Consider the following 289-nt stretch of genomic DNA (forward strand, 5'->3'; position numbering starts at 1 on the left):
GGCCCGCCCGTGGCGGTCGACGTCGGCGAGTACGAGCGCGAGCTTGGCGGTGCGTGCGTCAGCGCGGACGACGCCTACCTGGCGAGCGGCACGCTCTACCACCTCGAGGGCGGCGTGTGGCGGGACATTGGTGCGGAGACGACAGAGCTCAAGGCGCGGCGCTGGAGCGGGGTCTTCGCTGCGGCAGACGACGAGGTGTACGTCGTGGGCAAGAGCGGCGCGCAGGTGTTCGAAGGCGAGTCCTGGCGCGCGCTCTCGCTGCCGAGCGACGTGGTGCTGAGGGGCGTCC

The 289-nt window shown here is 72.3% G+C and carries 1 protein-coding gene; it reads left to right on the forward strand.

The features are described 5' to 3' along the window. On the forward strand, positions 1-289 hold a 289-nt coding region (locus LZP69_RS16125; protein WP_234201712.1), incomplete at both ends, for a hypothetical protein.

It is taken from the genome of Shewanella sp. AS1, assembly GCF_021412565.1.
Lineage (GTDB): Bacteria > Pseudomonadota > Gammaproteobacteria > Enterobacterales > Shewanellaceae > Shewanella.